We start from the raw sequence: 25,945 nt of genomic DNA on the forward strand, positions 1-25,945 counted from the left end.
CGCGATTAACGCGTAAGGGGTCGGCCAGGGTGCCGGCCCTTTTTGGTTCCGTTATTTTATAATGCTATCAATTTAATTGTTAACAATTAAATTGATGTATTCCGCTTGTCAAACCGCCCCTAAACATGGTATAAAGGAAACTGAAAACGGATTCACAGTCTGGTTAAGAGGAGCATAAAACTATGAAGATTACGGTAACGGATGCAGCAAGCAAGTGGTTCCGCGAAGAAATGGGCATGACGGGACGGGGAATTCGCTTCTTTGGCAAGGTCTACGGGAAAACGCCCGTGCACCAAGGCTTCTCGTTGGGGATGACCCCCGACGATGCGCCCCGTGATCCCGTGGTCACCGAAAAAAAGGACGACGTGACCTACTACATTACTGAAGGTGACGAGTGGTTCTTCGTGGGGTACGACCTTACGGTGGACTATGATCCCAAGACGGACGGTCCGACCTACATCTATACGGAAAATGGCGAACTTTAGAACAAACAAAAACGCGAGTACATTTGCTGTACTCGCGTTTTTACGTGTTTGGAAACGTGAGATTAACGCCGCCGACGGACAATCACCAGCCACCAACCGCAAACCAGTAGCAACGTAACACCACTGATTAGCAGTCCTAAGTTTAAGAACGGCGGCCAGTAGGCCAGGGTCACGTGATTGGTGCCGCGGCGCAGCTTAACGGCGGTAAACATGTCCACCGTCTTGTAGGTCTTGGCCGCATGACCGTTTACGGTCGCGTGCCAACCTTGAGAATACGGAATGGACGTGTTGAGCACCTGCCGGTTCGCGGTGGCCGTGACGGTGCCGCTAAACTTGCGGTCCGACTGTTGTGATAAACGCCACGGGTGTTCTTTCAGTTGGGTGGTGGCCTGCTTTAAGCGGGTGGTGTCCAACCGGTACAGCGTGAAGTTTTGTAACCACAGGGAGCCCTTCTTGAGCTGAATGGTCAGCTTAATGGTCTGGCCCTTCGCGTGGTCGGCGGCACTGACGATGATCGTATTCCGGTAGGTCGGGTATTGGGCTAACGACTTCCCGTTTAAGGTGAAGGTCGCGTTTTGCGGATTGACCGTGGAGCCCATGGTCAGGTAGTAGGCCGCGTTGTCTTGCGGCTTAAAGGATAACGTGATACTACCGGGCTTTAACAGGTCCTTCTTCTGTAGCATGGCCCCGGTGATCTTGCTTTGCTGGTTGATGTTTTGGAAGGCGACCTGACTAAAGTTCTGTGCCGTGAACAGGTGCTGATCCTGGGCGTTGCCGGTCAGCGCGGCCAACCAGTTCGCCTGATACTGGGCGGGATCGGCCGTGGTATCCTTTAACGACAGGATCTGATTGCTGGCTGCGTAGCCCATGGGTAGGGCGTAGGGGTTTTGGTAGCGCGTGGCCCAGTGATCCTGGCCCACGATGCGGTAATCGGCCAGGTCGGCCTTGTTACTGGAGGCGGGCAGCATGCTGGACCCGCTCAAAGCGCCGGACAGTTGCTTGTCCTTGAAGTAGTACTTCATGTTGAGCAGCGAATCGGTCAGCAGCGTCCCGTTACTGTATTCGACGAACCCGTCACCGTCGGGCACCCCGATGTGGCCCATAAACGTCGGCGTGGCTTTCGGTAGCGCCGAGGAGAAGACGGACCCACCGTTAAAGCCGGTCTGAAAGGCATCGCCCTTGGTTCGCAGGAAGGTTTTCCCGATGCGATAAAAGCCCTTATCGGCCTGTTGGGTCTTGTTGACCAACCGTTGAAGTTCGGCGGTGTAGTTACCGTATTCGGACTGGGAAACGTAGCTAATGTTGTTTAAGTCTAAATACGCGTTAGCCGTGACTTCCGTAACCCCGATGACGAAGATCATCAACGGGTAGGTCCAGTGTTTTTTGAACGGGAAGGTGGTCAGCATTAGGGCGAAGATCACGAACAGGATGCCTAACCAGAACTGGTTGGGTTTCAGATACTTAAAGGTCTTGAGGTTGGTTTCCACGTAGTAGCACCCCAGCGCGACCACTAACGTCACCAGTCCGATGGCGATGGGCCCGGGCCGAAAGTCGAGCGTGAGCGTCTGCGCGGCTAACCAGATGAGCCAAAAACAAATGACAAACGAGAAGCGGTAGGGGTACCAGACGGGAAATTGGCCCGCGTGCCACAGTAAGTCTAAGGGTTGGACACAAGTCGAGAGGGCCAGAAAGATGGTCACGATGCCGGCCGCTAGCCGACTCCGTAAGGCCACGCGCCGATCAACGAAGAAGAACAGCGCCCCTAATAGGGCTAACGCCCCGATAAAGATGTTGGCGGGACCGTTGGGCATCTGGTCGAAGTTAAAGGCCCCCAGGAAGAACTTGGAGAGCGTCTTTAACGGGAACAGCTCGAAGCGCCACTTGAAGGTTTGCACGGTGTATTGGGCCTTACTTTGCGTCAACGACCACCAGGTGGGCAGTAAGACCGCGGCCGCTAGTGCGCCGCTGATCAGCGAGGCCACCGCGAAACGCCCCGTTTGAGCGGCGAAGCGTCGCCAGGTCGTAAACTTGTCGGCGGCCAGCCAGATAAAGGCCAGGACGAGAAACAAGCAGATCATGTACGCCATGTAGTAGTTGACGACTAGCATGATGGGTAGCCAGATGATGTAGGGTTTCCAGTGGCCGGTCGTCATTAATTGCATGAGGCCGTAGAAAATCAACGGTAAAAAGATCAGCGCGTCGAGCCACATGATGTTGAGTTGGTTGGCGATGGCCCAGCCCATCAGCGCGTAGGCTGTGGCAAAGGTGATGGCCATCAGACCGTCTTGCTTGGTGACCTTAAGTAAGAGCCACGCAAAGCTGAGTCCGGCCAACCCGTATTTCAGGACGGTAATCAGAAAAATCCCACTGGTCAGTGAGCCACCCGGGAAAAATAATAAGAGCAGATTCAACGGACTTAGTAAGTAGTAGGCCCAGTTACCGACCATTTCGCCGCCGAGGCCGTTACTAAACGAGTAAAAAATGGCACTCGGGTCATGCAGAATGGTTCGGCGTAGGTACGCAAAGAAATCCACGTATTGTTGTCCTAAATCGACGGTGAGCAAGCTGCTCGACCCAAAGGGGGCCATCTGCCGGTAGGCAAAGTAGACCGTCATAATGATTAAAGGCGTGAGAAAGGCCCCCCATAACGTCCACTGTTTAGACGTTAGGACCCAACGTCGTTTCTTTTTTGGCAATGTTAGCCACCTCAATCTTTAGAAATTATAAAAGGTTCTAAGTGAACCTGTACATTTGGCTTTCAATTATCTAGAATAGCATAGAATCCGGTAAGGACCTACCAACGGCAGTTTACAACTTGTTAAAATCGCTGATTGCTTTCGGCAGATAAAGGGCCGTCAGCGGCAGCACCCGGGTCACCCCGGCTCGAAGTGGTGACCGACCAGTCGCTAACTCATCTTGATCAGGGAGAGTTGGTAAGGTCGGTGGGCAATCCGAACGGGGACGGCGAAGCTAAAGATTCAGTTAAGCTTCACCCAACCAGGGTTCTGGAGCCGGAGTTTGCGCAAAGTCGCTCACCAAATTACCTTTTCTGCGCCCAGTTAAGGGTGAGCGATTAGGCCGAGACCTAAAGATTTTGATTAAATTCCGACGGCAGGATAGTGGACTTTGTCGAAGTTTGGTAAAATAGGAGCAGTACAATAAGGAGCAGAGCTGTTGTGAAGAATTTTTATAATCGCGTTAGTAACCGCAACCGGCAATCGCGGGGCCCACAAAAGTCCTCGATTCCGTTCCGGTTAAACTTTCTTTTCATTATTGTTGCCCTGTTATTTGCGGCGCTAATCGGTCAGTTAGCGTATCTGCAAGTGATTCATGGTGCGCAATTCAAGGCGGTCGTGAACCAAACGGATACGACCATTGAAACCACTAACGTCCAACGGGGGATGATTTATGATTCCAACGGGAAGGTCTTAGTCGGTAACCAGGCCCACCAGGCCATTGCGTATACCAAGGGCGTCAACGTCTTATCCACGGATATGTATTCGATTGCCAACCGGCTCGGAAAGTATTTAACGGTCTCGACCGGTACTTTGACGCCGCGACAATCGATCGACTATTATTTGACCAATACCAAGAATTTGGCCGCCGTGGAGAAGAAGATTCCGAACATCAAGCAGTATTCGGCGACGGAACGGTATAATAAGGCGTTGAGTTATTTGGAAAACGACTCGGGCTTTAAATTGACCGCGACGCAGAAGAATGCGGCCGAAATCTTCGCCAAGATGAGTGGCGCCTACGCGTTGTCGACCACCTACATCAAGGATTCCAACGTTTCCAGTCAAGAAATTGCGCAGATTGGGGAACATTTATCCGAGATGCCGGGAATCAAGGTCAGCACCAGTTGGTCCCGGAATTACCCGAACGGTGAATCGATCAAGTCGATCATCGGGACGGTGTCTTCCGAAAAGACGGGGCTGCCAAGTGACGAAATCAACCAACTGTTAGCTCAGGGGTATTCTCGAAACGATAGTGTGGGCCAGTCCTACCTGGAGAAGGAATATGAGTCCGTCTTGCGCGGAACCAAGGCCGAAAAGCAGGTTGAAGTGGCCGGGAACAACACCATTACCAAGGAAGTTAAGAAGTACGGTGGTCAGAAGGGGGATAACCTCCAATTGACCATTAATTCGACCTTCCAGTCCCAGCTTCAGAAGTTGGTCCGTTCGGCGGAATCTAACGCCGGCGGGTATTCTACGGGAACCTACGCGGTCGTGATGAACCCCAATACCGGGGCCGTCATTGGGATCGCCGGGGTTGACCGGGATCCGTCGACCGGGAAACTGACCGAAAACGCCTTAGGGACCATCAACAGTGACATCGTCATGGGGTCCGTGGTCAAAGGGGCCATGGTCTCCGGGGCGTTAATGTCGGGGGTCATCACACCCGAGAACAATACGTTGACCGATGAAGTGATTAACATCGGGGGCGTTAAGAAGTCTTCCTGGTTCAACCACAGCGGGAGTGCCAACATTTCGGTGGACGCACCAACCGCTTTGGAAGTGTCGTCTAACTCCTACATGATGCAACTGGCCATGAAGGAAGCCGGGTTTAAGTATTCGGCGGGGGCGGCGCTCAACATGAGCACCAAGGCCTTTAGCATCGAACGGGGCTACTTTAACCAGTTCGGGTTGGGGGTTAAGACCGGGATTGACCTACCGGGCGAAAGCACCGGCTTGGAAGGGTCCAGTTCACGGACCAACATCGGGAGTGCCTTGGACTTGTCCTTTGGGAACTACGACGCCTACACGACCATGCAGGTGGCGCAGTACATGTCCACGGTGGCCAACGGGGGAACCCGGATCGCGCCACACGTGGTTCAAGCCATCCGGGGGACCACGTCCGATGGGAAGCTAGGAACGGTGAAGTCCACGGTCACGCCGAAGGTCCTAAACACCATCGACATGACGGCCGCCCAGAAGAAACTGGTCAAAGAGGGGCTCTATGACGTGGTTCATGGGACCAACACCTACAAGACCGGGGCCGAGTTGGCGTCGATCTCGCCGGGAATTTCCGCCAAGACGGGGACTGCCGAAACCTACTACAAGGGGCATTCGACGGTCACGTTGAGTCTGGCCTCCTACGCGCCATCGAACGATCCGCAAGTGGTCGTCGCGTTAGCCATGCCTAACTTGAGTACCAGCGATGAAGACAACAACATGAAGCTGGCTAAGCAGATTTATGCGGCCTACTGGAAGACGGTGCAGTCAACGTCGACGTTGACGAACCCAACCAAGGCCACGACGGCGGGTTCTGCCCAGAATACGGCGGGTTAAACGCCTGTAAAGTAATTTTCCTTAACATTATTTGGATAAGGGCTGGTAATTATGGCCGATTAATGGTAATATATTACGAGTTAAGGCTCAAGCCTGTAATTCTGAACAAGTTGGGAGGTTACCCACATGCGTGTCCACATCACTTTAGAATGTACGGAATGCCACGAACGCAATTACTTATCCAGCAAGAACCGGCGTAATAACCCGGACCGGGTAGAATTCAAGAAATACTGCCCTCGCGAACGGAAAGTAACGTTGCATCGTGAAACTAAGTAAGAGGTACGGGCGAAAGTCCGCACCTTTTTTTGTGCTAATTTTTACCGGTCAGCTACTCCCGTCAGCGGCCGGTCATTAAAACCTGAGAACCGGTCCCGCCAAGTCAGTTGCTATTCTTACGGGAGCCGGGTAATATCGAAGATAAAGTGACAAGAGTGGGCTAAAAGGCGATTAGCTGGCGAGCATGGACAACGGTTCGTAAGGCGGATAATCCTGAACCTGGATTATCTGACTTACGGGGTTAAGCGAAACCAGCTGCCTTTGAGCGCACGTTTCAATACTAGATATTCGGAGAACAAAAAGTTCTGAGACTTTGGTCCCAGACCCGTGCCATAATTTTTTAAGGAGGTGGCGGACATGGAAAAAGCCCCATTACGCCAACAAACGATTCAGGCATTAAGCCAGCTGCCGGCCGACCAACGACAAGCAGCCAGTGAGCGGCTCTATCAAGCCCTGTGGGCCTTACCCCAGTGGCAGGCCGCCCAAACGATTGCGACAACTTTAAGTAGCGCCATTGAGCTCAATACGCAGCCCATTATTGCCCGGGCGCAGGCGGAAGGTAAAACGGTGGCGGTCCCGCAGACGCTGCCCCATCGGCAGATGGCTTTTCGCCCGTTAACGGCCGATACGACGCTAGTGACCACCAAGTTTGGCTTACAGGAACCGCAGGACGGGCCGGTCATTGCCCCAGCGGACTTTGATTTGATCGTGGTCCCCGGACTTAAATTTGCGACTACGGGGGAACGCTTGGGCTTTGGGGGCGGGTACTATGACCGCTACTTACCCCAAACGACGGGGTATAAGGTGGCGTTAGCGCTGCCGGCCCAGCAGGCCGTTCGGCCCACGTGGCCGGTCGAGGCGTTTGACGTGTTATTAGACGCGGTACTTAACGGATAACGAGGGGAGTTTTTTGGTGACAAATTGGCAGCGACGCATTCGGCAACTCGACCAGGCCCCGTTTATCACGGTTGGGTTGATTGCCATCATGGTTTTGGTCTATCTGGCCATGACCTTAGCCGGCGGAAGCACGAACATCAACGTGTTGATCACGTTTGGGGCTAAGGTCAACGCGCTGATTCAGCAGGGTCAGTGGTGGCGCTTAATTACGCCGATTTTCTTACACATCGGGTTTACCCACATCCTGATGAACATGATCACGTTATACTTCGTGGGGATTCAATTGGAGGCCGCTTTCGGTCATTTACGGTACTTAGGCATTTTCCTGTTAGCCGGTGTGGGGGGCAACATCGCCAGTTTTTGTTTCTCCGATAGTTTATCGGCCGGGGCCAGTACCGCCATCTTCGGGCTCTTTGGGGCCTTTCTGATGTTGGGTGAATCGTTCTGGCAAAACGCGGTGATTCGGCAGTTAGCCAACACGTTTTTAGCGTTTATCGTGATGAACCTGGCGTTTGACCTCTTTACCCCGGGCATTGATTTAGCGGGCCATATCGGGGGCCTGGTGGCCGGTTTCTTGGCGGCTTACTTGATGGGCGTGCCAAGAATTGGTAAAGTTAACCTGGTGAAACGGCTCATCGCTACCGTGGTGTTGATTGGCGGCTTCGTTTGGTTAGTACTTCACGGAATGGCGCAGTAATTTTGCAAAATGTATCGTGCAATTTGACGGAGGTTGTGGCACAATGAGAACGTTATATGATGTTCAGCAGCTACTTAAAAACTTTGGTATTTATGTGTACGTCGGCAAGCGTATGTGGGACATTGAGGTCATGGCGTTGGAATTAGATCACCTGCGGCAAGCAAAGGTGGTCGACGAACCAACCTTCGTTCAGGCCAAATTGGTTCTCACGCATGAACACCGAATCGAGGAACAACGGGCAAAAGATCAGCACCAATCCATTGGAGGGATTTAGAATTATGGCACGGAATTTAATTGGGATCGATTTAGGTGGGACCACCACCAAGATGGCCTTTATTGCGGTCGACGGGGAAATCCTGGCGAAGTGGAGTATTCCGACGGATACCAACGACGACGGCAGCCACATTATTCCAAACATCATTAAATCAATCAACGAGCACATCACGAGCTCAGAATTTAGCAAGGCCGATTTCTTAGGCATTGGCATGGGTGTCCCCGGTCCGGTCGATATTGAAAATGGAACCGTTCTCTTTGCAGTCAACCTGAACTGGAAGACGCGTCAACGGGTCCGCGACCAGATCCAAGAAGGACTGGGCTTACAATTCGTGTTGGACAACGATGCGAACGTCGCCTCACTCGGAGAATACTGGAAGGGTGCCGGCGAGAAGGACGAAGACGTGGTCTTTGTGACCTTAGGTACCGGTGTCGGTGGTGGGGTCATCGCCGGTGGCCGGCTGTTACACGGGGTCAACGGTGGAGCCGGAGAACTCGGCCACGTGACCGTTCAACCGAACGGGTACCTGTGTAACTGTGGGAAGCGCGGTTGTCTCGAACAATACGCATCCGCTACGGGGATCGTTCACGTGGCTGCCGACATGGCCAAGGACTTCTTGGGCACGTCGCGGTTAAAGGAAATGGAAGATAATCAGGAAAGCATCACGTCCAAGATGATCTTCTACTTGGCCGATAACGGCGACATCTTAGCCAACCAGGTGGTCGATCGGGTGACCTACTACCTCGGGTTAGCCCTGGCCAACGTGGCCAACATCTTGAACCCAGCGAACATCATTATCGGCGGGGGCGTTTCTAACGCGGGGAACACGTTGTTACAACCAACGACGCGTTACTTCCAGGAAAACGCTTTTCCTGCTGCCCGGGACACGACCAAGTTGCGGTTAGCGCAACTGGGGAACGATGCCGGGGTAATCGGGGCCGCTTCGTTAGCGTTACGGTTCCAAAAAACTAATTAAGCACTAGCTGTTAAGGAAGGACGATTTTGTTTTGGTAATTGCAGTTTCCGGGTGGACAATTTATACCATCATCTTGATTTTAATTTTAGTAGGTTGGGGCGGTTGGCAGCTCAGTACCATTCTGCGCCGTAACCGTGTCGCCACGCTTATCGACGAAAAGACCTTTCAGGAAGGCATGCGGAAGGCCCAAGTCATTGATTTACGGGAAAAGAAGGATTTTGATGCTGGTCACATTTTGGGTGCCCGGAACATTCCTTTTTCCACGTTTGCGGCTTATCACACTCAGTTGCGGCCGGACTTACCGGTTTACCTCTATGATCAGGGGAAATCGCTGAGTACCCGGGCCGCCATCACGCTGGGGAAGGACGACTTTAAGGAAATCTATATCTTAAAGACCGGCTACGCGCGTTGGGAAGGTAAAACCAAAAAAACGAAGTATTAATCGTCAAAAAAGGGATCATCACCGTGGGTTAAACGGGGATGATCCCTTTTTCGTTAGGCCTAGTAGCCGTGGTGAGCGGAATGGCTCTTCCGGTTAGCCTTTTTGCGGTTTTCTTCGAACCGGGATTCTTGATCTTCGATCGGTTGAACGACCTTTTTCTTAAAGGAGAACACGGCGCCGGCAACGGCACTGGCGGTGGCGACTACGCCGAAGAGAAAACCCTTGGTAAAATGTTTCATGGTCAGAAGACCCCTTTCATTGAGAGACTTAGTTATCCGCTTCCATTATGCAAGGTTCTTAGAAAAATAGCTAGTGATTTAGCTTTGAGCGGCGGAAAAGTTAAGGGGCACGGCGATTTCCTCGGCACGGGAAGAAAACCTATGGTAACCTTAGCTTAGCAGTTAACGAGGAGCGACGAATTATGGAAAAAGTGTTAGCCATCGTGGGCCCGACGGCGGTTGGTAAGACCGCCCTGGCCATCGCCTTGGCCCAAGAATTTAACGGGGAGATCATCTCCGGGGACTCCATGCAGGTTTACCGGCATCTAGATATCGGGACGGCCAAGGCCACCCCGGCCGAGCAGCAACAGGCCCCGCATCACTTGATCGACGTGTGTGACGTCACGCAACAGTTCACCGTGGCCCAGTTTGTGGCCGCGGCCCGGCCACTGATCACGGCAATCACGGCTCGCGGACACCTCCCGATCATCGCCGGGGGCACCGGCTTTTATTTGCAGGCCCTCTTCGACGGTTTGGCGCTGGGAGCCGCCGCACCCGGTGATCCCGCACTCCGGGCGCAACTGCGCGCCGAAGCCACGGCCCACGGCCCACAGGCTCTGTGGGAACGGTTACGCGACCAGGACCCGGTGGCCGCCGCGAAGATTCCGCCGACCAACGTTCGCCGTACCGTACGCGCGTTAGAAGTTATCCAGGTCACGGGGCAACTCTTCTCCCATCAGGCGAACGGGGGACCCACCTATGATGAACGCTACTTAGCCTTGACGACCGATCGGCAATTGCTCTATCGGCGAATTAACACCCGGGTGGACGGGATGGTGCAAAGTGGTCTACTTGACGAAGTTCGGTGGTTGGCCCAACAAGGAGGGGCCGATTTACCGGCCGCTAGCGGCATCGGTTACCGTGAATTACTGCCGGTTCTGGCACAGCCCGACCGACTACCAGCGGCGATTGAGCGGGTGAAACAGGACTCCCGGCACTACGCTAAGCGACAATTAACCTGGTTCAAACACCAGACGACCGCGGTTTGGTACGATTTGGTGCAGCACCCAACGCAACGCCAGGAAATCGATCAGTGGGTCGCCCAGTGGTTGGCCCATTAGTTCTTACGATTAACTAAAGATTGGCAAAATTCCGCCGTAGATGTCACAAAAGGTAACATCCTAGCTTGACTCCCTTCGGTGGCGTGGTATGATATCGGTATAGTTGAAGGGGGCCGGTAGGTTGAAAGGAAAAGAACTCCGGCGGTCACTGGCTGTTTTGCCGATTGGGACCGTGATGAAATTAACGAGTCTCACGGCCCGGCAGATTCGCTACTACGAAGCACAAGGGCTAGTGACCCCACAACGTAACGACGGCAATCGACGGATGTATTCGCTAAACGACGTTGACCGGTTGTTGGAAATTAAGGATTACCTCGATGATGGGGTGAACGTGGCGGGCATCAAAGCCATTTACGACCAACAGGCCAAGGCCGCCGCCGCCCGTAAAGCGGCGCAGGAACGCCCGCTAACGGATGCGGACGTCCGGCGGATCTTGCAGGATGAATTCATTCGGCAAGGCGGCTTGGGGCACACCCCAAACGGCTTGGATCAACGCCGACCTCTGTAGCAATGGATATTTGGGCATAAAATTTTGATAGGGAGCGATTTGCATGGCAAAAGCGGCATTCACCAAGGACGATATTCGCCAGATGGCCAAGGATGAAGACGTGAAGTTCTTACGGTTGATGTTTACGGACTTATTCGGCACCATCAAGAACGTGGAAGTTCCAATTAGTCAATTAGGAAAATTATTGGATAACAAGCTCATGTTTGATGGGTCGTCCATCGACGGCTTCGTGCGGATTGAAGAAAGTGACATGTACCTTTATCCGGACTTATCCACGTGGATGATCTTCCCGTGGAGTACGGAAAGAGGCAAAATTGCGCGGGTCATCTGTGAAGTTTACACGCCGGACGGCAAGCCGTTTGAAGGCGACCCCAGAAACAACTTGATTCGGGTCTTAGCCGACATGCGTAAGGCCGGGTTTACCGACTTTAACATCGGTCCGGAACCGGAATTTTTCTTATTCAAGATGGATGAAAACGGCAAGCCGACGACGGAATTGAACGATAAGGGAAGCTACTTCGACATGGCCCCGATGGACTTGGGTGAAAACTGTCGCCGGGAAATCGTCTTGACCCTAGAAGAAATGGGCTTTGACGTGGAAGCGGCGCACCATGAAGTAGCCCCGGGCCAACACGAAATCGACTTTAAGTACGCCGACGCTCTAGCGGCTGCGGATAACATTCAGACCTTTAAGCTGGTGGTCAAGACCATCGCTCGGAAGTACGGTCTGTACGCGACCTTCATGCCCAAACCGTTAGCCGGCATCAACGGGTCGGGGATGCACTTGAACATGTCACTGTTCCACGATAAGGGCAACGCCTTTTACGATGAGAAGGGGAACATGCAGCTGTCCGAAGACGCGTTCCACTTCCTGGGTGGGTTATTGAAGCACGCCCGGAGCTTTACGGCCATCTGCAACCCGATCGTCAACAGTTACAAGCGCTTAGTTCCCGGCTACGAAGCTCCCGTTTACGTGGCGTGGTCCGGGTCTAACCGCTCCCCACTGATTCGGGTCCCAAGTTCGCGGGGCTTATCCACGCGACTTGAATTACGGAGTGTCGACCCGGCCGCCAACCCTTACTTGGCGATTGCGGCAGTCTTGGAAGCCGGCTTGGATGGGTTACGCAACAAGTTAGCGCCCCAAGAAGCCGTGGACCGCAACATTTACCGGATGGATGCCGAAGAACGGCAAGAAAACCACATCACCAACCTGCCGGATACGTTGCACAACGCGTTGAAGGACTTGGCGGCTGACGAGGTCATGCGTAACGCGATGGGCCACCACCTCTACCAAAGCTTTATCGAAGCCAAGAATTTGGAATACAATTCTTACCGGACGCAAGTTTCCGAATGGGAACGCGACCAGTACCTGGAACTGTACTAAACGCCGTGATGCCACCGTCAAGGGTCACAGATTTAACTGAAACTGAGTTGACCAACCGTTGGGAGCCTTAGGGTTTCCAACGGTTTTTTGGCGGCCGGCGCGGCATTAAAGTGATTATAAAAAAAGTGTTGTTTTTAACCAAAATTCGCGCAAACTGCTTTATTCTCCGCGTTTTTTTGGTAACATAAACGTATAACCAATGTTCACGGCAGTGCCTAAGAACACGAGAATGAGGGATAATTCATGGAAAATCAAGAACAGCAAGCAAGTGCTGCCGACGTCTTAACCCAGGCAATCGCCAACAAACTCGATTACTTGAGCACGTTACAGGCAGCGGTTCAACATGGTGACGACCGGCAAGTGTACGAGTTACTCGACCAGGCCCGTTACTATCAAGAAATCAAAAAAACCCGCGCCGCAAGAACCGTTAACCATTTGGCCGAACTGGTCGATAACATTCACCCCCAGATCAGCCACTATTTAAGCGATAACCTGATTGACTACTTAGGCCACGTTTACCCGTTCTTCTACTACGAAGAATACACGACCGGTCGCTTCCACATTTACTTTGGGAACTGGTGGGATCGGCGGTTATTCGGAGATCTGGACGTGGTCAGTGTCCGCTTTAACTTCGACCAAACCGAATATCAGAAATTACAACAATCGTTTGAACTGGAAGCCCAACACCAACGGTTAAACACCGCCAGAATCGAACAGATTTCCAGTGAAAGTGAAGCCTTACAGAAGCTCATGGACGCACAGTCCGTCCGGGACAACCAAAAGACCCAGCTCCGCGAGCAACTCAAGGAAAACAGTCAGAAGAGTAGCATGCCGTGGGATACCAGTAAGATCAAGGACGAACGGCAACAAATCGTGGACCAACTGACCGAACTGGCCGATCAGGACGAAAAGGCCCTAAACGCCCACAAGGCCATCAAGGAAAACGATGACAAGATTTTGGTACTGTCCAAGGAAGACACCATCTTGAACTACGAAAAGCAGAGTATTCGGGATGCCTTTGACGACTTCGAACATTTCGAAGCGCACAACCAAAGCCTCTATGCGGACTACCTGAACAGCCTGATTGGCAAGAGTGAAGGCGGGGTGAAGACGAATGATTAACGAAAACGATCCGTCAACCTTGACGACGAGTGGCCGGTTACTCAACTACAACGAAGCCATCAAGAGTGGTCTGGAAACGGGCCTGACGTTTACGAAATTAATGGATCAGTTGATCAAGACCCACGATGCCGACGAACTCGTGGCGGCCGCCACGCAGCTCGCCGACTTTAAGTTGGACTCGGATTACGTGACCTTCCCGCACCAATACAGCAACGCGGATTATTACCTATTATTCATGTCGCGGATGCTAGAACTCCACGACCAGGGGAAGCACGTGATGGTCCAATCCCGGGACCACCACGAGGAGTTGACCCAGCAGTTAACGCCGTTAGGGGACCGGGGCACCTTTAGTTTTCGGGTGGAGACCTCCGAAAACGGGGGCGTCTTCTACCGGGAACGGGCGACGGGGCAATCCCTGTTCTACCTGAACCTGGACCGGAAGATGTTTCGGTTCAACAGCCACGCTTTGACCCAGTTGTTCATTATCGATCTGCACGACACGGTGCCCGCCGATACGGTTAAGGCGTCCGTCCAGATTTTGGTGGACTTTGCCCGCTACCTGAAGGAAGACTACGGGTACTCCGTGGACTTTAACGTGTTAGACGCCGCCAACCAGCAAAACTACGCCGTTCGATCGGCCGATTTGCCGGCCGGCGTGGTGGACCGGTTATTCGTGGCGGCCGCCAAGAACGAGTACATGTTAACCAACGGGGTCAACGGCAACGGGGCTCAAATTCAGCTGGATCGCAACGTGGTGGTCGATATTTTCAACAACCAGTTAGAGGGTCAACCGGAATGGGTCTTGACGGTCCACGACGATGACCAGAAGGTTTCCTGGTTCGACATCTTGTTGCGTTACCCGTTCATGCGGGACTGGTACTTAGAAAACCTCGACGACTTAGAGATCGTGTCGGATCCGTTGATTTTTAGCTAGGAGGAATTTGCGTGTTACAACTTGCTAAATTGGTTCAGCAATCGATTGCGCTCGACGAACAGATTACCCGGGAACGCGACATCGAACTTTCCCGGCCCCGCCAGATTGAAAACGCCTACGTGGCACTGGACGTTGAACTAGCCGAGGTGGCCAACACCTCCGAGTGGTTCAAGGTTTGGAAGACCCACCGGGGCAAGGCCGATACTGGGAAGACGGCGCGCGAAACGCTATTGACCGAATACACGGACGCCTTAGACTTCTTCTTATTGGTGGCGGCCAAGAAAACCTGGACGCACCTGGTGATGCTGACCGAAGAGGACCTGATGACGCTGGAAAAGAGTCGTCCGGCCAAGGATTTAGACCAACAATACTTAATTTTAAAACGCATGCTGTTCAACAGTCACTTTGACCACCGACAGGACGACTATCGCCACGCCTGGCGGCTGTTCCTCAAGTGGGGTTTCGTTGACCTGGGTTTTAGTCAAGACGAGATCCAGGCGGCATACGAAGCGAAACGTCAAGTGAACTTAAACCGGCAGGCGTCGGATTACTAACCGCTAATGCCCGTTGTGGCAGACGAAAAACGAGTCTGGAACGTTAGTCCCAGGCTCGTTTTAGTCTGCTGGTAAGGGGGATGAGCGTGCTGAAAATAATCCTTGACAACCTTACTGGTTTCCAGTACAATTTTCATGTTGTATTTGTGGACTTCCACAGCTGCAACCGCTCGAAACAAGTTTCGAAGTACCGGGTAACCGATCACTTGTCTTCGGCGAGTCTAAGTCTTTAATTATAAGGAGGTGCACATAGATGTACGCAATTATCGTAACTGGTGGTAAGCAGTACAAGGTCGAAGCAGGCCAAGCTGTTTACGTCGAAAAGTTAAACGTTGAGGCCGGCGCTAAGGTCACTTTTGACCAAGTCGTTTTTGTCGGCGGCGAAACGCCAAAGATTGGGATGCCAACTGTAGATGGCGCAACTGTTACTGGGACTGTTGAAAAGCAGGGCCTGGAAAAGAAGGTTGTCACTTACAAGTACAAGCCTAAGAAGGGCCAACACACGAAGAAGGGTCACCGTCAACCATACACCAAGGTTGTCATTGACGCTATCAACGCCTAAAGCCTAAAGTTTAAAAGGGAGCGAGTCCGGATGATTCACGCTACGATCCATCACGGATCCGATCGAATCGATTCATTTCAAATCACTGGCCACGCCGATGCCGGCGAATATGGTCAGGACATCGTTTGTGCCGCAGTTTCGGTGCTTGCAATCACGACCGTCAACGGCTTACAACGAATCGCTAAGATTCCAGTGACCGTCGATAATCGTGATCAGGCAGGAGGCTTTCTGGAAGTTCACCTACCACCAAAGCTGGAAGCAACGGCTGAACTTAAGGGACAAACGTTACTCCAGAGTTTTGCGGATGGATTACGGGACGTCGCGACTAATTATGAAGACTTCGTTACCTTTAACGAGGTCACCGAATAAACCTACGGGGGTGAAACAAATGCTGATGAACATGAACTTACAATTCTTCTCTCACCATAAAGGTGGTGGGTCCACTGCTAACGGTCGGGACTCTGCTGGTCGTCGTCTTGGGACGAAGGCTGCCGACGGTTCGACTGTAACCGGTGGTTCAATCCTCTACCGTCAACGTGGAACGCACATCTACCCAGGTGTCAACGTTGGTCGCGGTGGTGACGATACGTTGTTTGCCAAGGTTGCGGGCGTCGTTAAATTCGAACGTCTTGGCCGGGACAAGCGTCAAGTATCCGTTTACCCAGTTGCCGAAGAAGCAGCTAAATAATCACGAGGTTTTCCTCGTACGACTGAAGAGCTTGAGGCGAGACCAATTCGCTTTAGGCTCTTCTTTTGCTTCACAACCTTGAGGAGGGATGTACGATGGTAGAACGCATCGAGCGGTTACGCGCCCAGTTCACAGCCTTGAGTATCGATAGTTTCTTGATTCAGGACCCGAGCAATCAACGGTACCTGGTCGGCACCAGTGTGTTGCCCGGTGACGGGTACGTTCTGGTCACGGCCAAACGGGTGGTCTTCATCACCGACGCGCGGTATCAAACCGAGCTAACGACCACGATTCCGGACGTACCGCTGGTGATTACGCGGAATTACTTACAGGCGGTCAACGACGTCTTACAGGCCGATAACGCTACGGTGTTAGGGTTAGAGGACACGTTAAGCCTACGGGAATTTGCGTGGTTAGACGAACACCTTACGGCTGATCCGGTCCCCTTAGCCAACGTGGTCGATCATTTGCGGCAGGTCAAGGAACCTGGTGAACTAGCGGCCATTGAACGGGCCACGGCGTTAACCAGCCAGGGCGTCCAAGCTTTGTTTAAAGTCTTGCGTCCCGGGATGACGGAACGCGCCGCCGCGTTGTGGTTGACCCGGTGGATGCAAGACCACGGGGCCAGCGGGGAGAGCTTTCCCACTATCGTGGCCAGTGGTGTTCGCTCGGCGTGGCCCCACGGTCAGGCCAGCGACAAGCTGTTAGCGGCCCATGAACTGGTCACCATCGATTGTGGTTTTTACGTGGACGGCTACACGTCCGATCTGACCCGGACGGTGGCCTTGGGCGATCCCGGTACCTTTCTCAAGCAGGCCTACCAGGCCGTCCAGACGGCCCAGGAGACCATCAAGGCGGCGGTCCGGCCCGGCGTGACGGGCGGGCAACTCGATCAGCTGGGCCGCGATTACCTGAGTGAACAGGGTTACGGCGCCGCCTTTATCCACGGCACCGGGCACGGCATCGGGCTAGACATCCACGAAGGCCCGAACATCGGCCGCAACTGGCCGGACGTGTTAGCGGTTAACCAGGTGATCACCGTGGAACCGGGCGTGTACTTCCCGAATCAAGGCGGGATTCGCATCGAGGACGACTTACTGGTGACCGCTGACGGCCACCGGAAACTGACCACGGTGCCCCGAAATTTAATTATCTTGTAAACTAACCCCCTGTCTTGCTTTTTAGGGGGAAGAATTGATATTATAAAGAAGACATCTTTTAGGAGGCTGACAATATTATGGCAATTTCTACTGCTAATTTTAAAAACGGATTAACCATCGAAGTGGACCACGCAATCTGGCGGATCTTGGAATTCCAACACGTTAAACCAGGTAAGGGTGGCGCGTTCGTCCGGACGAAGCTGAAGAACTTACGGACCGGTGCCGTGCAAGAAAAGACGTTCCGGGCCGGCGCTAAGATGGAACAAGCCGACATCCAAACGCGCAGCATGCAATACCTGTACGAAGACGGCGACAGCCGGGTCTTCATGGACACGGACAACTACGAACAAATCTCCGTTCCCGACGAAAAGATCAAGGACCAACTCCAATTCTTGCAAGAAAACATGAACGTGGACTTAGTCCAATACAATTCCGAAGTCTTAGGGATTGAAGTGCCCAACACGGTGGTCTTGGAAGTCGCTTCGACGGAACCAAGTATCAAGGGGAACACGGCTTCTGGTGGTTCTAAGCCAGCAACCATGACCACGGGCTTGGTTATCCAAGTGCCATTCTTCGTTAACGAAGGCGACAAGTTATCCATCAACACCCAAGACTCGACCTACATTTCACGGGCCTAGGGGTTATCTGGCTGAACCAAAGTTTAACCTGTAAGGGAGGGTCAACGAATGGCAGAAGATACGAATATCATTTTAGAATCAAAGGAACCGGCCTTGGGGAAGATCGAAGTCGCGCCACAAGTGCTTGAAATCATTGTCGGCATTGCGGCTAGTCAAACCGAAGGCGTTGCGCGGATGCGGGGCTCTTTGGCCAATAGTGTCAACGAACTCTTTGGACGTAAGGAACACGGTAAGGGGGTCAAGTTGACGTTCGATGGTGATGAACTCGCCGTGGACGTTTACGTTTACCTGAATTACGGTGTCGCTGTTCCCAAGGTTGCTTTAGCCATTCAAGATAGCGTGAAGCAACAATTGTTGTTCATGACGGACCTTGACTTGCGTGAAGTCAACGTTCACGTGGAAGGCGTCATTCCCGAAAAGACGGCGCAGCAGGTTGATCCTGATCACCTGTTCAACCAGCCAGATGAAGGAGACAGTGAGCAATCGTGACACTTACACGACATCAAATTCGGGAGCGGGCGTTTCAGATGTTATTCGCCCTTAATGCCAACGGCGACGCCGATCAAGAGGCGTTGTACCAACGGGTATTAACGGACGACCCTGACCAGATTGTGCCGGTACCGGACTACCTGCAAACCTTAGTGACCGGGGTCTTAGACCACCAACGGGAACTAGACGCGCAGATCAACCAGTACCTAAGCGCCGGCTGGCAACTGCAGCGGATCGCCAAGACCGACTTGGTCATCTTACGCATGGCCTTTTTCGAAATCGACCACGTTGAAGCCGTACCGAACCGGGTGGCCGTTAACGAAGCCTTGGAATTGGCCAAGAACTTCAGTGACGACCGGTCCCGCCGCTTCATCAACGGGGTTTTGGCCCATACGTTAGATGGCGATGACGCGTCGGACGAGACACAAGCCTAACCTTAACTTTTAACGAAACGACTACCGTCTAGGGCGGTGGTCGTTTTTTGTCTATCCGCGTCGTCTTTTAAGCCAGACCCTAGGGATTTCCCCGGCAAATATGCTAAAATTGACCTATGACTTTGGCGAATACCCCAGGACTTGTTTCTGATAGCCGCTGCCTATAACGGGTAGTTGGCAGATTCAATTAAGGTCCCCCGTTAATCGGGGGTACACTAGACCTAATCGCATCTGGCGGGCAATGACGAAAGCGTTGCCGATTAAATTTTAAGCACATAGGGGAGTTCGCAAAATGACAACGATTATCGATGGAAAACAACTCGCACGAGACCTAAACGCCCAAACGCAAGCCCGCGTCACCCGGTTAGCCCAACGGGGCGTGGTCCCGGGACTGGCCGTAATTATTGTGGGGGCGGACCCCGCCAGTTCCATTTACGTACGGAATAAGCACCGTAAAGCGGGCCAACTCGGAATTCACTCGGTAGTTCGAGAACTGCCGGCAACGACCACGCAGGCCGAGTTATTGGCCGTGGTGGCGGCCTATAACGCTGATCCCACGGTCCACGGCATCCTTGTTCAGTCGCCGTTACCGGCGCAATTAGACGAACGGGCCATCTTTAACGCCATCGCTCCGATTAAGGACGTTGACGGGTTTCACCCGGTGAACACCGGGAAATTGTTCGGTAACTTACCGGGCCACTACCCGGTTTCCTGCACGCCGCAGGGGATTATGACCATGCTGCACAGTCTGCATCAACCGCTGGCCGGTAAACGTGCCGTGGTCGTGGGCCGCAGTAACATCGTGGGGCGGCCCATGGCGGCCTTATTGTTGAACGCGGATTTGAGCGTGACGGTAACGCACCGGCACGACCCTCAGATCCGGGACCTGACGACGCTGGCCGACGTGCTGGTCGTGGCGACCGGGGTGGCTCATTTAATCAAAGCCGAAGACGTCAAACCGGGCGCCATCGTGATCGACGTGGGGATGGACCGTGGCGCCGACGGGAAGCTGACCGGCGACGTCGACTTTGACGCCGTTAAGGACGTGGCGGGTGCCATCTCGCCGGTCCCCGGGGGTGTGGGGCCCATGACCATCGCGACGTTGATGCAACAGACGGTTGATTTATGTGAGTGGAGTGAGCAACGTGGCAACAACTGATTACTTAACGGTCACAGCGTTGACCCAGTATTTAAAACGCAAATTTGATATGGACCCGTATTTGGGCAAGGTCTATCTGACCGGTGAAATCTCGAACTTCCGGTTACGGCCGCACGCCCACCAGTACTTTAGCTTAAAGGACGACCACGCCAAGATTAGTGCCATCATGTTTCGCTCGGCGTTTGAAAAATTAAAATTTACGCCCGAAACCGGGATGAAGGTGCTGGTCGTGGGTCGGATCTCGTTGTACGAACCCAGCGGGAGTTACCAGATCTACGTGGAACGCATGGAACCCGACGGCGTGGGGCAACTCTACCAGGCCTACGAACAGTTAAAAAAGCAATTATCGCAAGAGGGCCTGTTTACGGCGACCAAGCGGCCCTTGCCCCGGTTTCCCAAACGAATTGCGGTGGTGACCAGTCCCAGTGGGGCCGTGATTCGTGACATCATCACCACGGCCCGGCGGCGGTACCCCATCGCTCAGATCGTGCTGTACCCGGCCTTGGTGCAGGGGAACGACGCGGCGGCCGACATCGTCCGGCAGATTCAACGGGCGAACGCCAACGGCACGTTTGACACCCTGATCATCGGTCGGGGCGGTGGCTCCATCGAAGACCTTTGGCCGTTTAACGAGGAGGCGGTGGCCCGCGCGATTGCGGCTAGCCAACTGCCCGTGATCTCGTCGGTCGGTCACGAAACGGACACCACGATCGCCGATCTGGTGGCCGACGTGCGGGCCGCGACGCCTACCGCGGCGGCCGAACTGGCGGTGCCCGTGTTAAGCGACGAATTAATCAAGCTCCAGCAGCAGCGGACCCGCTTGGTCAACGCGATGGCTAACCGGATCAAGTTCCAACAAGAGCGGCTCAACCAACTGCTGAGTGCCTACGTATTCCGGCAGCCCCAACGGTTGTACGAGACCTACGTCCAGCGCTTAGACCGGGCCCAACAGGGACTGACCCAGCAGATGCACACGCAACTGCAGACCTGGCAACAGCGCACCCAACTGGCGCAGCAGCGGTTGACCAGTCAGTCCCCGGTGCCGCGAATTCACCAGGCACAACAAACGGTGCAACAGACCCAGACCCGTTTACAAACGGAAATGCGCCGGTATTTAACGGCTCAGGAAACCCACGTGGCGCAGTTGGCCAGCGGGTTGGATTATCTGAGCCCACTGAAGATCATGAGTCGCGGGTACAGTTACGTGACCCAAGACGATCAGATCATTCGGCAAACGGCGGCGTTAAAGCCGGGGCCCGCGACGATTCATCTAAGCGACGGGACGGCCAGCGCGGAGATTAAGACCATTACACCAGCAACGGAGGAAAATCATGACTGAACAACAACCAACCTTTGAAGAAAATTTAAGTACCTTAGAAAACATTGTGGCCCAATTGGAAAAGGGCGACGTGCCGTTGGAACAGGCCTTGGCCCAATTTCAAAAGGGCGTGGCGCTGAGTAAGGACCTGCAGACCACGCTGCAAGACGCCGAAAAGACGTTGACCACCATGATGACGGACGACGACCAAGAGGTGCCGTTTGAAACGCCACAAGGGGGCACTTCGGATGCCAAGTGAAGCCCGCCAACGGCTCAGTGACTTTGAACAGGCCTGGGTGCCGCGGTTAAACGCCCCGTTGGCCGCCGCTGTCAAGGAAGATACCACGGACGCGCGGTTGGCCGACGCGATGACCTACTCGCTACTTGCGGGGGGCAAACGGCTCCGGCCGCTGCTCACGGTGGCCACATTGACCACGGTGGGCGGTACGTTTGACGAGGTGCGCGACTGGCGGCCCGTCATGGCCTTGGAGTTGCTGCACACCTATTCGCTGATTCACGACGACCTGCCCGCCATGGACAACGACCCGTTGCGGCGGGGTGAACCCACCAACCACATGAAGTTTGGCGCGGGAATGGCCACGCTGGCCGGGGATGGGTTATTGACGTTAGCCTTTCAGTGGCTGACGGCCACGGAATTACCGGCGACGGTGCAAACGGCATTGGTAAGTGGTCTGGCCCACGCGGCCGGGCCTAACGGGATGGTGGCCGGTCAAGCGCGCGACATTCAGTCCGAGCACGTGGACCTGCCAATGGCCCAGTTGCGGACGTTACACCGGGAAAAGACCGGGGCGTTGTTACACTACGCGGTCCAGGCGGGCTTGATTTTGGGCCAAGTGCCACAAACGCAATGGTCCCCGTACTTACGGTTTGCCGATGCTTTCGGGCTGGCCTTCCAGATTTATGACGACATTTTAGACGTCGTGGCGACCCCGGCCGAACTGGGGAAAGCCACGCAAAAGGATGCCGGGGAGGCCAAGAACACCTACCCGGGGAAGCTGGGCTTGACCGGGGCCAACCAGGCACTGATTACGACCATTGCGGACGGCCAGGACGCCTTAGCGGACTTACCGGCCGACCAGGACGCCACGTTGTTGGCTGCATTCTTTAGTTACTTTAAGACGGATCGGGTGCAATAGATGAAGAAGAAACGGGTTGCAGATTTATTAGTGGAACAAGGGTTGTACACGGACCTCGACGAGGCCAAGCGCGCCGTGATGGCCGGCGAGATCCTGGGGACGAACGAAGAACGGTTGGATAAGCCGGGGTCGTTGGTGCCCATCGATACGGAGCTACACCGTAAGGGACACCCGTTGCCGTACGTGTCGCGGGGCGGCTTCAAGTTAGCTAAGGCCCTAGACGTGTTTGGCATCGACGTGACCGACCAGGTGGTCCTAGACATTGGTTCGTCGACGGGGGGCTTTACCGACGTGATGCTCCAAAACGGGGCGAAGTTGAGTTACGCGTTAGACGTCGGCAGCAATCAGCTGGTGTGGAAACTGCGGCAAGACCCGCGAGTCATCGTGATGGAGCATACCAATTTTCGGTATAGTAAGTTGAACGACTTTACTCACGGGCAACCGGCCTTCGCCTCGATCGACGTGTCGTTTATCTCGTTGAAAATGATTTTGCCCCCGTTGAAGGGCATCCTCAAGGTGGGCGGCGACGTGGCCGCATTGATCAAGCCACAGTTTGAAGCGGACCGTGACCAGGTCGGGGCCCACGGAATCGTCCGGGACAGAGCCGTGCATCTGGCCGTCGTGCAAAGCATCATCGACTTTGCCCTGCAGACCGGTTACAGCGTTTTAGGCTTGGACTTTTCGCCCATTAAGGGGGGCGAAGGGAACATTGAGTTTTTGATCCATTTACGCTCGGTTGATAAAAATGCAGTTTGTGCGCATACCGTTTCGGTGGAACAAACCGTGACGGCAGCCTATGAGCGCCTAAAACAATAGACTATGAGAAAATTATGAGAATATGCTTTCCAATTCCTTAGCGCTGGTATATGATAGGTTTATGCATTTTTTAGCAGCTAAGGGGGGCTAGGTATGAAGAAGCAAGAACGACAACAGTTGTTGAAGCGATTGTTGACGACCCGCGAAATCGAACGGCAGGAGGACTTTGTCAGCCTACTGGCCGCGGAGGGCATTCACGTCACGCAGGCCACCATTTCCCGGGACATCAAGGAAATGCAACTGGTCAAGTTACCGGCCGAATCCGGGGGCTACCGTTACAGTTTACCGGTGCAAAAAAAGATCGATACGCAAAAAAAACTGCAACGGACTTTGCGCAACGCCTACGTCTCCTTTGCCGTTCAAGATCAGTTTACGATTTTAAAGGTCTTGCCCGGCAACGGTCCGGTGATTGCGTCACTGTTAGACCAGATGCGTTACGACTTTATTTTTGGCACGGTGGGCGACGACAGCTCGGTCTTGACGATTTGTGTTTCCCATCAGGGTGCCTTACAATTAGAAAAGACGATTGACCGCATGCTTGCGGATTAATCAGCAACGACCACGACTCACGACCAGCTTCCGCTGACGACGTAGCGGTGGTCGTTTAGTTTATAGGGGGCCAGAACGTGTTACAAGAGCTGTCCATTAAAAATTTTGCGATTATCGATCACTTAGACGTGACCTTTAAAAACGGGATGACCGTGCTGACCGGGGAAACCGGGGCCGGAAAATCCATTATCATCGATGCCGTGGGCTTGCTCGCGGGGGGCCGCGGGTCGGCCAGCTTCGTACGGACCGGCACCAGCAAGGCCGTGATCCAGGGAAGCTTTGTTTTTCCGAAAAACGGGGTGACCTACCACGTCTTAGACGACCTGGGGATCGATCACGAGGACGGTAGCGTGATTTTGCAACGAGAGATTCACGCCAACGGCCGCAACGTCTGCCGGGTCAACGGCATGTTGGTCAATACCAGTACGTTGAAGCGTATCGGGGAGACCGCCGTGGACATTCACGGGCAAAACGAACACCAGGAACTGATGCAACCGGATAAGCACCTGGGGATGCTCGACGAATTTGCCGGGACGAAGGTCGCACAGTTGCGGCAAAAGTACCAGGACTTGTATCGGGCCTATAAAAAGTTGAAGGCCACGCTCGAAAATCGGCGGGCCAACGAGAAGGAATGGGCCCAGCACTTAGATATGCTGAAGTTTCAGGTGAGTGAGATTGAGGATGCCCAGCTGCAGGAGGGCGAAGAAGAAGCCCTGATCGCCGAGCGCGACCGACTGGATAACTTCCAGAAAATTAACGATGCCTTACAGCGCACCCAGGTCATTTTGACCGGGGAAGACACGGTCCCGGGGGCCAACGATCAAATCGGCAGTGCCATGCAGGCCATGCAGGGTATCGCGGATTTTGCCCCGGATTTTAAGGAAATTGCGACCAGCCTGGAGAACGCCTACTACACCTTAAGCGACGCTGTCGGCGACGTGTCGTCGCAGTTGGATTCGCTGGAATGGGATGAGGGCCGGCTAGATGAGATCGAACGGCGCTTAGAGGTCATCAACCAGTTGAAGTATAAGTATGGGGACTCGGAAGCCCAGGTCTTAAAATATTACGACCAGATTGCGGCGGAATTGAAGCAGATGGAAGCCACCGACGAAACGGCCGACGATTTGGAAGACCGGGTGAGCGCCCAGGAAACGCAGTTGCAAGCGCTGGGTGACCAGTTAAGTACGGCCCGGCAAGCGGCGGCCAAACACCTGGAAACGGCGATTCATCACGAACTGGCCGACCTGTACATGGCCAAGACTGTGTTTGCGGTCCATTTCGAGCGGCCCACGGGGCACCCGTTGTTGAGTAGTGGGGTGGACCAGGTCGAATTTTACCTGCGGACCAATCCCGGCGAAGCTATGCGGCCCCTCGCCAAGATTGCTTCCGGCGGGGAACTGTCCCGGATCATGCTGGCGTTAAAGACGATTTTCTCGGAATCCCAAGGGGTGACCTCGATTATCTTCGATGAAGTGGATACCGGGGTCAGTGGGCGTGTGGCCCAGGCGATTGCCGAAAAGATCAGTGGGATCGCGCAAAACTCCCAGGTCCTCTGTATTACCCATCTGCCGCAGGTCGCGGCGATGGCCGACCACCACTTCTTTATCGCCAAACAAATCGTGGGTGACCGAACGGAAACCAAGTTGACCCGTTTGAGCGCCACGAAACGGATCGACGAACTGGCTCGGATGTCGGCCGGCACCCAGGTGACTAAGCTCGCCGTGGAGCACGCGCACGAACTGCTGACGCTGGCGGACGAGGTCAAGGCGAAACGCCAATCAATTAAGTAAATGATACCG

The 25,945-nt window shown here is 53.9% G+C and carries 30 protein-coding genes and 1 other annotated feature; of the genes, 28 read left to right on the forward strand and 2 right to left on the reverse strand.

The genetic code is table 11. The annotated features are described in order from the left end of the window. The first annotated feature begins 182 nt into the window (after window positions 1-182). Window positions 183-485 carry a HesB/YadR/YfhF family protein gene (locus tag FD25_RS08240; RefSeq protein WP_057803163.1) on the forward strand — a complete coding sequence of 101 codons (303 nt, stop codon included), beginning with the start codon at window positions 183-185 and terminating at the stop codon, window positions 483-485. Window positions 486-547: 62 nt separating this feature from the next. On the opposite strand, the gene FD25_RS08245 is transcribed toward FD25_RS08240, so the two are convergent. Beyond that, window positions 548-3,181, reverse strand: coding sequence for a YfhO family protein (locus FD25_RS08245; RefSeq protein ID WP_057803165.1), 2,634 nt, complete (start codon window positions 3,179-3,181; stop codon window positions 548-550). Between the two features lie 480 nt (window positions 3,182-3,661). Between FD25_RS08245 and FD25_RS08250 the strand changes: the two genes are divergently transcribed. The 7 genes from FD25_RS08250 (at window position 3,662) to FD25_RS08275 (ending at window position 9,335) form a co-directional block, all read left to right on the forward strand. Beyond that, window positions 3,662-5,773 (forward strand): peptidoglycan D,D-transpeptidase FtsI family protein, encoded by a 2,112-nt coding sequence (locus FD25_RS08250; RefSeq protein ID WP_057803167.1) that lies wholly within the window; start codon window positions 3,662-3,664, stop codon window positions 5,771-5,773. A 126-nt stretch (window positions 5,774-5,899) separates the two neighbouring features. Continuing rightward, window positions 5,900-6,049 carry a 50S ribosomal protein L33 gene (rpmG, locus tag FD25_RS13920; RefSeq protein WP_081721478.1) on the forward strand — a complete coding sequence of 50 codons (150 nt, stop codon included), beginning with the start codon at window positions 5,900-5,902 and terminating at the stop codon, window positions 6,047-6,049. A gap of 357 nt (window positions 6,050-6,406) precedes the next feature. Then, a complete protein-coding gene (locus tag FD25_RS08255; RefSeq protein ID WP_057803168.1) occupies window positions 6,407-6,946 on the forward strand; it encodes a 5-formyltetrahydrofolate cyclo-ligase in 540 nt (179 codons plus the stop codon). Window positions 6,947-7,034: 88 nt separating this feature from the next. Beyond that, window positions 7,035-7,643, forward strand: coding sequence for a rhomboid family intramembrane serine protease (locus FD25_RS08260; RefSeq protein ID WP_164480501.1), 609 nt, complete (start codon window positions 7,035-7,037; stop codon window positions 7,641-7,643). A 43-nt stretch (window positions 7,644-7,686) separates the two neighbouring features. Further along, window positions 7,687-7,917, forward strand: coding sequence for a YqgQ family protein (locus FD25_RS08265; RefSeq protein WP_057803169.1), 231 nt, complete (start codon window positions 7,687-7,689; stop codon window positions 7,915-7,917). A gap of 4 nt (window positions 7,918-7,921) precedes the next feature. Then, window positions 7,922-8,893, forward strand: coding sequence for an ROK family glucokinase (locus tag FD25_RS08270; protein ID WP_057734243.1), 972 nt, complete (start codon window positions 7,922-7,924; stop codon window positions 8,891-8,893). A gap of 31 nt (window positions 8,894-8,924) precedes the next feature. Then, the gene (locus FD25_RS08275; protein WP_083484122.1) at window positions 8,925-9,335 is read left to right on the forward strand and encodes a rhodanese-like domain-containing protein; all 411 of its coding nucleotides are present in this window, start codon (window positions 8,925-8,927) and stop codon (window positions 9,333-9,335) included. A gap of 59 nt (window positions 9,336-9,394) precedes the next feature. Here FD25_RS08275 and FD25_RS08280 read toward each other — a convergent pair whose 3' ends face one another. Continuing rightward, complete coding sequence (locus FD25_RS08280; RefSeq protein ID WP_057803174.1) at window positions 9,395-9,574, reverse strand: DUF3042 family protein; 180 nt, start codon at window positions 9,572-9,574, stop codon at window positions 9,395-9,397. A 182-nt stretch (window positions 9,575-9,756) separates the two neighbouring features. On the opposite strand from FD25_RS08280, the gene miaA reads away from it, so the two are divergent. From miaA to recN, 20 genes are all read left to right on the forward strand, one after another. Next, complete coding sequence (gene miaA, locus FD25_RS08285) at window positions 9,757-10,674, forward strand: tRNA (adenosine(37)-N6)-dimethylallyltransferase MiaA (RefSeq protein WP_057803176.1); 918 nt, start codon at window positions 9,757-9,759, stop codon at window positions 10,672-10,674. A gap of 121 nt (window positions 10,675-10,795) precedes the next feature. Next, window positions 10,796-11,182 (forward strand): MerR family transcriptional regulator, encoded by a 387-nt coding sequence (locus tag FD25_RS08290; RefSeq protein WP_057803177.1) that lies wholly within the window; start codon window positions 10,796-10,798, stop codon window positions 11,180-11,182. A gap of 43 nt (window positions 11,183-11,225) precedes the next feature. Continuing rightward, complete coding sequence (gene glnA / locus FD25_RS08295; RefSeq protein ID WP_057803179.1) at window positions 11,226-12,566, forward strand: type I glutamate--ammonia ligase; 1,341 nt, start codon at window positions 11,226-11,228, stop codon at window positions 12,564-12,566. A gap of 243 nt (window positions 12,567-12,809) precedes the next feature. Continuing rightward, window positions 12,810-13,688: a hypothetical protein gene (locus tag FD25_RS08300; protein WP_057803181.1), complete on the forward strand. Its 879-nt coding sequence runs from the start codon at window positions 12,810-12,812 to the stop codon at window positions 13,686-13,688. Then, window positions 13,681-14,622 (forward strand): hypothetical protein, encoded by a 942-nt coding sequence (locus FD25_RS08305; RefSeq protein WP_057803184.1) that lies wholly within the window; start codon window positions 13,681-13,683, stop codon window positions 14,620-14,622. The genes FD25_RS08300 and FD25_RS08305 overlap by 8 nt, the downstream gene beginning before the upstream one ends. An 11-nt stretch (window positions 14,623-14,633) precedes the next feature. After that, window positions 14,634-15,176, forward strand: a complete 543-nt coding sequence (locus FD25_RS08310) for a dUTPase (RefSeq protein WP_057803186.1) — start codon at window positions 14,634-14,636, stop codon at window positions 15,174-15,176. 154 nt (window positions 15,177-15,330) lie between these two features. Further along, window positions 15,331-15,409 (forward strand) — a sequence feature (ribosomal protein L21 leader region). A 20-nt stretch (window positions 15,410-15,429) separates the two neighbouring features. Further along, window positions 15,430-15,738 (forward strand): 50S ribosomal protein L21, encoded by a 309-nt coding sequence (rplU, locus tag FD25_RS08315; protein WP_057734261.1) that lies wholly within the window; start codon window positions 15,430-15,432, stop codon window positions 15,736-15,738. A 30-nt stretch (window positions 15,739-15,768) separates the two neighbouring features. Next, complete coding sequence (locus FD25_RS08320) at window positions 15,769-16,107, forward strand: ribosomal-processing cysteine protease Prp (protein ID WP_057734263.1); 339 nt, start codon at window positions 15,769-15,771, stop codon at window positions 16,105-16,107. A gap of 19 nt (window positions 16,108-16,126) precedes the next feature. Then, entirely contained in the window at window positions 16,127-16,426 is a 300-nt protein-coding gene (gene rpmA / locus FD25_RS08325; RefSeq protein WP_011667706.1) for a 50S ribosomal protein L27, read from the forward strand. 95 nt (window positions 16,427-16,521) lie between these two features. Then, complete coding sequence (locus FD25_RS08330) at window positions 16,522-17,586, forward strand: M24 family metallopeptidase (RefSeq protein WP_057803189.1); 1,065 nt, start codon at window positions 16,522-16,524, stop codon at window positions 17,584-17,586. A 77-nt stretch (window positions 17,587-17,663) separates the two neighbouring features. Continuing rightward, window positions 17,664-18,224: an elongation factor P gene (gene efp / locus FD25_RS08335; protein WP_057803191.1), complete on the forward strand. Its 561-nt coding sequence runs from the start codon at window positions 17,664-17,666 to the stop codon at window positions 18,222-18,224. A 48-nt stretch (window positions 18,225-18,272) separates the two neighbouring features. Further along, entirely contained in the window at window positions 18,273-18,713 is a 441-nt protein-coding gene (locus tag FD25_RS08340) for an Asp23/Gls24 family envelope stress response protein (protein ID WP_057734269.1), read from the forward strand. Further along, window positions 18,710-19,147 (forward strand): transcription antitermination factor NusB, encoded by a 438-nt coding sequence (gene nusB, locus FD25_RS08345; RefSeq protein ID WP_057803193.1) that lies wholly within the window; start codon window positions 18,710-18,712, stop codon window positions 19,145-19,147. The genes FD25_RS08340 and nusB overlap by 4 nt, the downstream gene beginning before the upstream one ends. Before the next feature lie 292 nt (window positions 19,148-19,439). Further along, on the forward strand, window positions 19,440-20,306 hold the full coding sequence (locus tag FD25_RS08350; protein ID WP_057803195.1) for a bifunctional 5,10-methylenetetrahydrofolate dehydrogenase/5,10-methenyltetrahydrofolate cyclohydrolase: 867 nt from the start codon (window positions 19,440-19,442) through the stop codon (window positions 20,304-20,306). 49 nt (window positions 20,307-20,355) lie between these two features. Continuing rightward, the gene (gene xseA / locus FD25_RS08355) at window positions 20,356-21,645 is read left to right on the forward strand and encodes an exodeoxyribonuclease VII large subunit (protein WP_235807927.1); all 1,290 of its coding nucleotides are present in this window, start codon (window positions 20,356-20,358) and stop codon (window positions 21,643-21,645) included. After that, window positions 21,638-21,883, forward strand: a complete 246-nt coding sequence (locus tag FD25_RS08360; protein ID WP_057803200.1) for an exodeoxyribonuclease VII small subunit — start codon at window positions 21,638-21,640, stop codon at window positions 21,881-21,883. Before xseA ends, FD25_RS08360 begins: the two co-directional genes overlap by 8 nt. Further along, complete coding sequence (locus FD25_RS08365) at window positions 21,873-22,781, forward strand: polyprenyl synthetase family protein (RefSeq protein ID WP_057803202.1); 909 nt, start codon at window positions 21,873-21,875, stop codon at window positions 22,779-22,781. The genes FD25_RS08360 and FD25_RS08365 overlap by 11 nt, the downstream gene beginning before the upstream one ends. Continuing rightward, window positions 22,782-23,597: a TlyA family RNA methyltransferase gene (locus tag FD25_RS08370; protein WP_057803204.1), complete on the forward strand. Its 816-nt coding sequence runs from the start codon at window positions 22,782-22,784 to the stop codon at window positions 23,595-23,597. Between the two features lie 93 nt (window positions 23,598-23,690). Next, the gene (locus FD25_RS08375) at window positions 23,691-24,146 is read left to right on the forward strand and encodes an arginine repressor (protein ID WP_057803207.1); all 456 of its coding nucleotides are present in this window, start codon (window positions 23,691-23,693) and stop codon (window positions 24,144-24,146) included. A gap of 77 nt (window positions 24,147-24,223) precedes the next feature. After that, complete coding sequence (gene recN, locus FD25_RS08380) at window positions 24,224-25,936, forward strand: DNA repair protein RecN (RefSeq protein ID WP_057803209.1); 1,713 nt, start codon at window positions 24,224-24,226, stop codon at window positions 25,934-25,936. The last annotated feature ends 9 nt before the right edge of the window (window positions 25,937-25,945 follow it).

It is taken from the genome of Levilactobacillus acidifarinae DSM 19394 = JCM 15949, from assembly GCF_001434835.1.
Classification (GTDB): Bacteria; Bacillota; Bacilli; order Lactobacillales; family Lactobacillaceae; genus Levilactobacillus; species Levilactobacillus acidifarinae.

Coding starts and splice junctions, on each gene's coding strand:
- FD25_RS08240 (WP_057803163.1), top strand. CDS start 183: ATGAAGATTACGGTAACGGATGCAGCAAGCAAGTGGTTCCGCGAAGAA.
- rpmG (WP_081721478.1), top strand. CDS start 5,900: ATGCGTGTCCACATCACTTTAGAATGTACGGAATGCCACGAACGCAAT.
- FD25_RS08255 (WP_057803168.1), top strand. CDS start 6,407: ATGGAAAAAGCCCCATTACGCCAACAAACGATTCAGGCATTAAGCCAG.
- FD25_RS08260 (WP_164480501.1), top strand. CDS start 7,035: ATGGTTTTGGTCTATCTGGCCATGACCTTAGCCGGCGGAAGCACGAAC.
- FD25_RS08265 (WP_057803169.1), top strand. CDS start 7,687: ATGAGAACGTTATATGATGTTCAGCAGCTACTTAAAAACTTTGGTATT.
- FD25_RS08270 (WP_057734243.1), top strand. CDS start 7,922: ATGGCACGGAATTTAATTGGGATCGATTTAGGTGGGACCACCACCAAG.
- FD25_RS08280 (WP_057803174.1), bottom strand. CDS start 9,574: ATGAAACATTTTACCAAGGGTTTTCTCTTCGGCGTAGTCGCCACCGCC.
- miaA (WP_057803176.1), top strand. CDS start 9,757: ATGGAAAAAGTGTTAGCCATCGTGGGCCCGACGGCGGTTGGTAAGACC.
- glnA (WP_057803179.1), top strand. CDS start 11,226: ATGGCAAAAGCGGCATTCACCAAGGACGATATTCGCCAGATGGCCAAG.
- FD25_RS08300 (WP_057803181.1), top strand. CDS start 12,810: ATGGAAAATCAAGAACAGCAAGCAAGTGCTGCCGACGTCTTAACCCAG.
- FD25_RS08305 (WP_057803184.1), top strand. CDS start 13,681: ATGATTAACGAAAACGATCCGTCAACCTTGACGACGAGTGGCCGGTTA.
- rplU (WP_057734261.1), top strand. CDS start 15,430: ATGTACGCAATTATCGTAACTGGTGGTAAGCAGTACAAGGTCGAAGCA.
- FD25_RS08320 (WP_057734263.1), top strand. CDS start 15,769: ATGATTCACGCTACGATCCATCACGGATCCGATCGAATCGATTCATTT.
- rpmA (WP_011667706.1), top strand. CDS start 16,127: ATGCTGATGAACATGAACTTACAATTCTTCTCTCACCATAAAGGTGGT.
- FD25_RS08330 (WP_057803189.1), top strand. CDS start 16,522: ATGGTAGAACGCATCGAGCGGTTACGCGCCCAGTTCACAGCCTTGAGT.
- efp (WP_057803191.1), top strand. CDS start 17,664: ATGGCAATTTCTACTGCTAATTTTAAAAACGGATTAACCATCGAAGTG.
- FD25_RS08340 (WP_057734269.1), top strand. CDS start 18,273: ATGGCAGAAGATACGAATATCATTTTAGAATCAAAGGAACCGGCCTTG.
- FD25_RS08350 (WP_057803195.1), top strand. CDS start 19,440: ATGACAACGATTATCGATGGAAAACAACTCGCACGAGACCTAAACGCC.
- xseA (WP_235807927.1), top strand. CDS start 20,356: ATGGACCCGTATTTGGGCAAGGTCTATCTGACCGGTGAAATCTCGAAC.
- FD25_RS08360 (WP_057803200.1), top strand. CDS start 21,638: ATGACTGAACAACAACCAACCTTTGAAGAAAATTTAAGTACCTTAGAA.
- FD25_RS08365 (WP_057803202.1), top strand. CDS start 21,873: ATGCCAAGTGAAGCCCGCCAACGGCTCAGTGACTTTGAACAGGCCTGG.
- FD25_RS08370 (WP_057803204.1), top strand. CDS start 22,782: ATGAAGAAGAAACGGGTTGCAGATTTATTAGTGGAACAAGGGTTGTAC.
- FD25_RS08375 (WP_057803207.1), top strand. CDS start 23,691: ATGAAGAAGCAAGAACGACAACAGTTGTTGAAGCGATTGTTGACGACC.